The organism is Brochothrix campestris FSL F6-1037, from assembly GCF_000525915.1.
In the GTDB taxonomy this organism is placed as follows: Bacteria; Bacillota; Bacilli; order Lactobacillales; family Listeriaceae; genus Brochothrix; species Brochothrix campestris.
Map to the genome: position 1 here is coordinate 1 of NZ_AODH01000081.1, position 1,180 is coordinate 1,180.

General features: G+C 36.4%; 2 pseudogenes. Both read left to right on the plus strand.

The window, feature by feature from the left end:
- A pseudogene (locus tag BCAMP_RS14065) lies at positions 1–372 on the plus strand (ISL3 family transposase); the annotation flags it as partial.
- Positions 290–896 (plus strand): annotated as a pseudogene (locus tag BCAMP_RS12835) (ISL3 family transposase). The pseudogenes BCAMP_RS14065 and BCAMP_RS12835, both read left to right, overlap by 83 nt.
- Positions 897–1,180 lie beyond the last annotated feature (284 nt).

A 1,180-nucleotide genomic window follows, 5' to 3' on the forward strand; every position in this document is an offset into this window, starting at 1 on the left:
TGTAAAACAACCTTTATCGCTTCAACTTCGATGGTAAAACGAAATTGTTTTATCTCCAAACGTGTCATCCAAACACTAGCTGCCGAAGGACAGTTTATTACTTCTGAAAAAGATATCGCTTTTAGACAGAGTGTTTCAACAACTACTGTTAATCGTGCTTTACACCAATGGTCTCCTCAATTCAAACCGAACTATCAAAGGCTTCCACTACATCTTTCAATGGATGAATTCAAATCGGTAAAGAGTGCTGATAGTCAGATGCGTTTTATTTGCACTGATGCGAAAAAATATGAAATCATTGATATCCTCCCATCTAGAAGATTGCATCATCGATCGTTTTCATTTGTCCCAATTAGTAACACGCTCCCTTAATCAAACACGTATTAAACTCATGAACCGTTATGATACTTCAAACTCAGAAGATAAAAAGATTTATCGTAAACTCAAAGCGTATTGGAAATTACTTCTCAAAAACAAAACAGACTTAAGCGATTTTGATTATCGCTATCATCGTTTATTTAACGGACAAAAAAGTTCGAGAGGAATCATCGATTACTTTATGACACTGGATGTTGAATTCAAAGAAACGTACGAACTAGCACAGCAATTACTGATTGCGCTACAACACAAAAATTTCCCTGCTTACCAATCACTGATTCAGACTAAAAAACCTTTCGTTTCTTCACAACTGAAACGCAGTTTAAAAAATATTAAACAAGCATTTACTTGCAATCGAAAATAGCTTTAAATACAAGGATTCCAACGGGCATTTAGGAGGGATCAATAACAAAATAAAAGTGATTAAACGGATTTCGTTTGGTTACCGTAACTTTTCAAATTTCAGAAACAGGATTCTACTCGGATTCAATCATAAACGCATCGCTCCCAACTCGTAATTAATTGACTCTTTTACTGTCTTTTAATACGCGAGAGCCTCAATAATAAACGTGCAGCGTCATGACGTTTGTGAAGGCGACTCTAGCGGGAAAAGTGGCAGCTGAATACCTCAAGCGGAGCGCGGAGGATGAAGCGTCACCCGCAGAAAGCGTCCTTCACATTAGGAATGACTACAAAAAAAAGCAGCTACCAAAAAAGGTAGCTGCAAAAAATGACTTATTTTTACTAAATTTTGAATAACAACACTATTTGACATAGAGCCATTAAAATTCAGAGACTTGAG